Raw genomic sequence first — 6,655 nt, 5'->3', positions numbered from 1 at the left:
CGGTGGGGGTGGTGGGAGTGGTGGGGTTCTCGGTTCTCGGTCCTCGCGCCAACGTCGGGACGGGACCGTATCGTCGTAACGTGAGCGTAGGTCGAAACGACGTCGGAACGCAACCGTTTCGTCGTAACGCCCTTATGCTGTCCGCATGACTTCGAACGCCGACGCCCCCGAAGCGCAGCCGTCACGGCCCCGCCGCAGGGCCCCCGCCGGGGCGGCCGTGCTGCGCGAGGACGTGACCGAGGCCATCCGGGCCGCGGTCTTCGAGGAACTCGCGGCCGTCGGCTACGGGCGCATGTCCATCGAGGGCATCGCGCGCCGCGCGGGCGTCGGGAAGACCGCGGTGTACCGCCGCTGGCGCTCGAAGCTCCACCTGGTCCTGGACCTGGTCTCCGCGGTGGCGATCCAGGGCCTGCCGATGCCGGACACGGGTTCGCTGGAGGGTGACCTCCGGCTGCTGTACGAGGTCACGTCCCGCGCCCTGCGCCACCCCGTGGCCGGCCAGATCATCCCCGACCTCCAGGCCGAGGCCGCCCGCAACCCGGAGATCGCCGAGGCCATGCAGAAGGCCCTGCGGGAGGGGCAGCAGAGCGTGGCGAGCGGTATCGTCGCGGCCGCCGTCGCCCGCGGGGAGGTACGGGAGGGCGTCGACGAGGACCTGGCGCTCGACCTGGTCTCCGGCCCGCTGTACTGGCGCGCGGTGGTCGTACGGGGGCCGAAGTCGCCGAAGGAGTACCTCGCGAGCCTGGCCCGGGCCACCACGGCGGCGCTGCGGGCGCTGTAGGGGGTGCTCCGGGGCCTGGGGGGAGAGAGGTGGGCTGGTCAGCCGGCCCGAGCGCCGGCCAGCTTTTCGGCCAGGTCCGTGAGTTCCGCGGCGCGCAGCACCCGCCCCCGCCACCCCGGCAACGGTACGTGCAGTGGCTCGACCCACCGTTCGGGGATGTCACCGGCCCCGTACACGGCCCCCGCGAGGCCTCCGGTCACGGCGGCGACGGTGTCCGTGTCGCCGCCGAGGTCCACGGCGGCGCGGACGGCTGCCTCGTACGAGCCGGTGGTCCGCAGGGCCCAGACGGCGGAGCCGAGACAGGGCCAGACGGCACCGTTGAACTCCGTCGCCCGGTCGGGGTGCCAGTCGGGGGCGAGGACGACGGCGTACCGGGGGCGGTGGCCGGGGTGGACCGTGTCGAGGATCCCGGGGAGGGCGGTGAGCGGGTCCCCGCCGGCCAGGGCGACCCGTACCAGCTCGTGGAAGACGGCCGTTCCCTCCCACGCGGCCCGGTCTCCGTGGGTGAGCGCGGCGATACGGCGGGCCGCGTCCATGGTGGCTCCGGTGCCGTGCGGTGCGAAGTACACCGCCGAGGTGGCAGCCCGCATCAGCGCTCCGTTGCCCGCGGCCCGCTGGTTGACCTGGAAGTGGAGGGCGGCGGCCAGGTCCCAGGGTTCGCCGTTGGTCAGGACGTCCTCGGTCTGGAGGCCGATGTCCTTGGGGTCGGCGGCCGCCCAGCGCCGGAACCGCCCGAAGATATCGGGGAGGTGGAGGCCGCCGTGCTCCAGCAGTGACTCCCCGACCAGTACGGCCATCTGTGTGTCGTCGGTGGCCTCACCCCGGTCCCAGCCGCCGCCCCCGCACATCTCACCGCCGTACCCGGCCGTCGGGAACCGCGCCGAGAACGCCCCTTCGGGCCCGAACTCGAAGGGAGCGCCCAGCGCGTCACCGACGGCGGAGCCGAGGACGGCACCGACGGCGCGCCGTGCGCGCTGGTCCGTGGAGGTGGACATGGCGGTCACCGGTCAGGACGCGGTCGCTTCGGGGTGCCGTCGCAGCCAGCCCTCCCAGGCCGAGGAGATCATGTCGTCGATGTCGTGGCGGGCCTTCCAGCCCAGTTCCGTCGCGATGCGGTCGGCCGATGCGACGACCCGTGCCGGGTCGCCCGCTCGCCTCTCCGTCACCACCGGGTGCCGGTCGTACCCGGTGAGCGCGTTGATCCGGTCGATCATCTCGCGGACCGAAACGCCTTCCCCGCGCCCGATGTTGAGGGTCAGGTCCGTACCCGGCGAGGCTTTGAGCCGCCGGGCCGCCGCCACGTGGGCCTCCGCCAGGTCCACCACGTGGATGTAGTCCCGGACGCACGTGCCGTCGGGCGTCGGGTAGTCGTCACCGAAGATCCGCGGCGCCGCTGCGTCGGTGAGCTTCTCGAAGACCATGGGGACGAGGTTGAAGACGCCGACGTCCGCCAGTTCGGGTGCGGCCGCGCCCGCCACGTTGAAGTAGCGGAGGCACGCCGTGGACTGGCCGGTTGCCCGGCCCGTGGCCCGTACCAGCCACTCGCCCGCGAGCTTGGTCTCGCCGTACGGGCTCATCGGCACGCACGGTGTCCTCTCCGTCACCAGGTCCACATCCGGCATCCCGTACACGGCCGCCGAGGAGGAGAAGACGAAGGACGGGACCTGTGCCTCCGTGACGGCGGAGAGCAGGACCCGCAGGCCCTCCACGTTCTCCCGGTAGTAGTGCAGCGGCCGGTCGACCGACTCGCCGACCTGCTTCTTCGCCGCCAGGTGGACCACGCCCGTGATGCCGTGCCCGGTCAGGGTGCGGGACAGCAGCTCGCCGTCCAGGGTGGATCCCTCGACCAGCGGCACCCCCTCGGGCACCCGCCCGGCGATCCCGGTGGACAGGTCGTCGTAGACCACGACCTCTTCGTCCGCCTCGCGCATCGCGCGGACCACGTGTGCTCCGATGTAGCCGGCGCCGCCGGTGATCAGCCAGGTCATGGAGGCCGTCTCCTCGTGAATCGGGGGTCAGCTGTGGCGTGTGCGTTGCCGCGAGGGCGCGTCTTCAAGTGAAGCAGGCGTCAGTGGAGCAGCCGTCAGCGAGCAGTCGTCAGTGAGCAGTCATGAGTGAGCAGTCGTCAGTGAACGTGCGTCAGAAAGCGGTCGTCAGTGAACGGGCGTAAGTTGAGCAGTCGTCAGTGGAACAGGCGCTTGAGGCGTCTGCGGACGACGCCGGTCAGTCCCCGCCATCCGGGCGCGAGCCGCAGCGCCAGCGCTCCCGCATGGGTCGCGTACGGCTGCACGAGGAGAAGCCCGTGGCGCACGCTCGGTACGGCGGTGCGCCGCAGCAGTCCGGGCCCGGCGAGGGCATGGGCGGTGGTCTCCCGGCTCGTGCCGTCCTGGAAGCACAGTCGCAGCCGCAGGTCCCAGGTGCCCGAGCCCAACGCGCCGAGATCCAGCGGCACCTCGGCGGACCAGTCGTCGAACTCCGGTTCGGCCGTGAGAGCGGCCGTACGGGCGAGTCCCACCCGGCCGCCGTCCCGGTGCGTGAACTCCACGTCCACCGCCTCCGGCCCGGCCTCCTCCATCCGTCCGTACAGCTCGTGCAGGCGCAGCCGGAGCCGAGTGCCCCGCGCGCGGGGGCGCAGTTCGGCGTCCACGGCGACGGGCAGCAGACGCATGGGGCGTTCGAGGAGGTGGTCCAGTTCCACTCCGGGCAGGTCCGCCGACCACACCGGGGTGCCGTCGGCGGCACGGGCGTACGGCGGGTTCAGCCGGGCCGGACGGGCGGCGAGCTCCTTGAGGCGGGACAGGTCGCGCGGTTCGGCGCAGGCGAGGATCACGCGCGCCAGGACGCGCCCCGGTGCGGGCGCCAGCGCGAAGTCCGCCGCGTCGAACGTCGCCAGGTACTCGCGGGTGAGCGTCCACCACTCGCGCCGGTACCCGTCGCCGCGCTGGTCGAGCTCGCGCGCGTACATCCGCAGCGAGTGGTCGAGGAACCTCGCGCGCGCGGCCCGCGCCAGCTGCTTCTCGCCGGCGGCGAGGAGGATGTCGTACGAGAGCCGGTGGGCCTCGGTTCGCGCCCGCCAGTTCTCGACGCCCGTGCGGTCGAGCGAGATGGACAGCCGGGACGCGGAACGGCGTACGTGCCAGACGTAAACAGGGTCCGGAACGAGTGCCGTACGCGGGGCGGCGGCCAGCACGCGCGCGGTGAACACGAAGTCCTCGTAGGGAAACCTCCCTTCCGGGAAGCGGATCCCGTGCTCGCGCAGGAAGTCGGCGCGGTAGAGCTTGTTGACGCAGAGCGTGTCGTGGACGAGGCGGGGGCGCAGGGACGGGCGGGCCAGTACGGCCGGCTCCGTGTACAGCTCGGGCTGCCACGGGGTCTCGCGCCCGGACGGCAGCTCCCGACGCACGCACAGACCCGCGGTGACCTGGGCGTCGTGTGCGAGTGCCGCGCCGAGTAACGCGTTCACGGCACCAGGGGGCAGCACGTCGTCGCTGTCCAGGAACATCACGTACGGGGCCGCCGCGGCCTCGATGCCGGCGTTGCGCGGGGTGCCGCAGCCGCCGCTGTTGACCGGGCGGCGGATCACCCGCAGACGCGACTCACCGGCGGCCAGCAGCTCCAGCAGCTGCCCACTGCCGTCCGTCGAGCAGTCGTCGACCGCGATCACCTCACGGACGGCCGGGCCCTGCGCGAGCGCCGAGCCGACCGCGTCCGCCACGTGGGCGGCGTCGTCGTAGCCGATGACGACGATGCTGACCTGCGAGTGGTGAGGGTGCATGGCTCCACGAGTCGGAATAGTAGGTATCACTCATAATTTCCCGTTATGGGGCACTTGGGCTCTCATGGGGAAGATGGTGGGAGCGGAAGCCGGGTTCCGCTTGATGCGGTTGGTTTCCGGGCCGCCGGATCCGGGATGTCCTCCGCGCCCTGTCCGGGGGCGTGCGGCCGCACCCCGCCGGAGCTCGTGCGGGCAAGGGGAACCGGCGGTCGAACCGGCGGCGGCGGTCGAGCCGGGGTCGACGGCGGGGCCGGGGCGGAGTCCGGAGGCGGGTGCGGGATCTCATCAGGCGGGGATCGTAAACCGCACCGGTGTTATAAATGCGACAATACGCCGATCATCGCCATGAAGATGTCACTAATGGTGCAAACAGGATCATGTGGCGCCCGTGGGGTGAGGTGCCGGCGTGCTTCCTATCGGCAGCCCGGCGTCTCCTCCAGTGCCGCCTCGTCGAGTGCGGTCGTCAGCCGGTCCAGGCGGGAGCGCAGGTCGCGGAGCTCGTCCAGGTCGAACCCGGTCACGGTCGCGATCCGGCGCGGCACCTCCAGGGCCCGCTCGTGCAGCGCCTGGCCCTCCTCGGTCAGCCGCACCTCCACCGACCGCTCGTCGCGGGTGCTGCGCTCGCGCCGTACCAGGCCGGCCGCCTCAAGGCGCTTCAGCAGCGGCGACAGCGTCCCGGAGTCGAGGCGCAGATGCTCGCCCAGCCTCTTCACGGGCAGCTCGCCGTGCTCCCACAGCACCATCATCACGAGGTACTGCGGATAGGTGAGGCCGAGGTCCTTGAGGAGCACCCGGTAGACGCCGTTGAAGGCGCGCGTGGCCGCGTGCAGCGAGAAGCAGATCTGCTTGTCGAGGCGGAGCAGGTCGGCCGGGTCGACGGCGGGGGTCGGAGTCATGGTTCCAGGGTACCTTCTGCGCGCCATTGAGTTGTGCACAATTGAATTGTGTGATGTACTCATGTCCTGACGGCGGCCGGGACCGGCCGCCCGACGCGAACGACGTGAACTTCGAGAGGGATGGTTTTCCATGGACGCGCTCTACACCGCTGTCGCCACCGCCACCCACGGTCGCGAGGGCCGCGCCGTCACCTCCGACGGCAAGCTGGACCTCGCCCTCGGCATGCCGGTGGAGCTGGGCGGCAACGGCCAGGGCACGAACCCGGAACAGCTCTTCGCCGCCGGTTACGCCGCCTGCTTCGGCAGCGCCCTCGGCCTCGTCGGCCGCCAGGCGAAGGTCGACGTCAGCGACGCCGCGGTGACCGCCGAGGTCGGCATAGGCAAGCAGGGCGAGGGCTTCGCCCTCAAGGTGACGCTGCGCGTCGAGCTGCCCGACTCCGTGGACGAGTCCACCGGCCGCAAGCTGGTCGAGCAGGCCCACCAGGTCTGCCCCTACTCCAACGCCACCCGCGGCAACGTCCCGGTCGAGCTCGTCATCGAGTAGTCGGTAGTCGGTAGTCGGTAGTCGAGTAAGAGTTCCAGAGACGCTTCAGCGGCCGAGCCTCGCCAGCACCTCACCCGTCCGCCGGCTCCAGTCCACCACCACCGCCTCCTCCGGCACCTTCCGCCACCGCGTCAGCAGCAGCCAGCGCACGTCGTACCGCTCGGCGACGGCAGAGCGGGCGGCGCGGGTCGACGCCGGGTCCAGGTAGGCACGGACATCGGCGAGGCGCCGTGCCCGCTCCCGCTCGTCGAGGGCGGGGTCGGGCCAGAGGGGTGCGGCGAGGTTCGGCCCGTATCCGGCGATGGCGTGGGTCGCCTCGTACCCGTCGGCGATCACCACCTCGCCGGGCCCGATGTGCCGTGCCGCCCAGCCGTACGAAGGCCAGCGCGGCGGCTGCTCGAAGCCCACCGGGTCCAGCGAGCGCGGCACGACCGCCCCCGCCTGCGCGGTGAGGAACCCCACGCACGCCCCGGCGGCCGCCGCCGCGCCCAGCAACCGTCTCGCCCACCCCCACGGCCGGGGCGCCGCCAGCTCCACCGCCAGGGCGAAGTGCGGCGGCACCGCCGTGAGCCCCAGGATCCTGCCGTACGTGTACTGGCCGCTGATCCAGCCGTACGCCACCACCAGGCAGTCCAGCGCGAACATCAGCACCAGCGGAT

At 72.1% G+C, this 6,655-nt stretch carries 6 protein-coding genes and 1 pseudogene; 2 read left to right on the top strand and 5 right to left on the bottom strand.

What is annotated here, in order from left to right; genetic code table 11:
- The first annotated feature begins 145 nt into the window (after nucleotides 1-145).
- Complete coding sequence (locus FNH04_RS38775) at nucleotides 146-781, top strand: TetR/AcrR family transcriptional regulator (protein WP_152790645.1); 636 nt, start codon at nucleotides 146-148, stop codon at nucleotides 779-781.
- 38 nt (nucleotides 782-819) lie between these two features.
- Here FNH04_RS38775 and FNH04_RS38770 read toward each other — a convergent pair whose 3' ends face one another.
- The 4 genes from FNH04_RS38770 to FNH04_RS38755 form a co-directional block, all read right to left on the bottom strand.
- A complete protein-coding gene (locus FNH04_RS38770; protein WP_152790643.1) occupies nucleotides 820-1,776 on the bottom strand; it encodes an ADP-ribosylglycohydrolase family protein in 957 nt (318 codons plus the stop codon).
- Between the two features lie 12 nt (nucleotides 1,777-1,788).
- Complete coding sequence (gene galE, locus FNH04_RS38765; protein ID WP_152790641.1) at nucleotides 1,789-2,769, bottom strand: UDP-glucose 4-epimerase GalE; 981 nt, start codon at nucleotides 2,767-2,769, stop codon at nucleotides 1,789-1,791.
- A 194-nt stretch (nucleotides 2,770-2,963) separates the two neighbouring features.
- The gene (locus tag FNH04_RS38760) at nucleotides 2,964-4,556 is read right to left on the bottom strand and encodes a glycosyltransferase family 2 protein (RefSeq protein ID WP_152790639.1); all 1,593 of its coding nucleotides are present in this window, start codon (nucleotides 4,554-4,556) and stop codon (nucleotides 2,964-2,966) included.
- A gap of 413 nt (nucleotides 4,557-4,969) precedes the next feature.
- Complete coding sequence (locus FNH04_RS38755) at nucleotides 4,970-5,452, bottom strand: MarR family winged helix-turn-helix transcriptional regulator (protein ID WP_152790637.1); 483 nt, start codon at nucleotides 5,450-5,452, stop codon at nucleotides 4,970-4,972.
- Between the two features lie 130 nt (nucleotides 5,453-5,582).
- Between FNH04_RS38755 and FNH04_RS38750 the strand changes: the two genes are divergently transcribed.
- Complete coding sequence (locus FNH04_RS38750; RefSeq protein ID WP_152790635.1) at nucleotides 5,583-5,996, top strand: organic hydroperoxide resistance protein; 414 nt, start codon at nucleotides 5,583-5,585, stop codon at nucleotides 5,994-5,996.
- Nucleotides 5,997-6,041: 45 nt separating this feature from the next.
- Here FNH04_RS38750 and FNH04_RS38745 read toward each other — a convergent pair.
- Nucleotides 6,042-6,655: pseudogene (locus tag FNH04_RS38745) on the bottom strand (hypothetical protein); the annotation flags it as partial.

Origin of the sequence: Streptomyces phyllanthi (assembly GCF_009377205.1) — a bacterium.
Classification (GTDB): Bacteria; Actinomycetota; Actinomycetes; order Streptomycetales; family Streptomycetaceae; genus Streptomyces; species Streptomyces phyllanthi.
The sequence above is the reverse complement of the archived record's forward strand: the minus strand, read 5'-3'. Positions and strand labels throughout refer to the sequence as shown.

Bases quoted from the DNA above. Each gene is read 5' to 3' on its own strand.
- FNH04_RS38775 (WP_152790645.1), top strand. From the start codon at position 146: ATGACTTCGAACGCCGACGCCCCCGAAGCGCAGCCGTCACGGCCCCGC.
- FNH04_RS38760 (WP_152790639.1), bottom strand. From the start codon at position 4,556: ATGCACCCTCACCACTCGCAGGTCAGCATCGTCGTCATCGGCTACGAC.
- FNH04_RS38770 (WP_152790643.1), bottom strand. From the start codon at position 1,776: ATGTCCACCTCCACGGACCAGCGCGCACGGCGCGCCGTCGGTGCCGTC.
- FNH04_RS38755 (WP_152790637.1), bottom strand. From the start codon at position 5,452: ATGACTCCGACCCCCGCCGTCGACCCGGCCGACCTGCTCCGCCTCGAC.
- FNH04_RS38750 (WP_152790635.1), top strand. From the start codon at position 5,583: ATGGACGCGCTCTACACCGCTGTCGCCACCGCCACCCACGGTCGCGAG.
- galE (WP_152790641.1), bottom strand. From the start codon at position 2,769: ATGACCTGGCTGATCACCGGCGGCGCCGGCTACATCGGAGCACACGTG.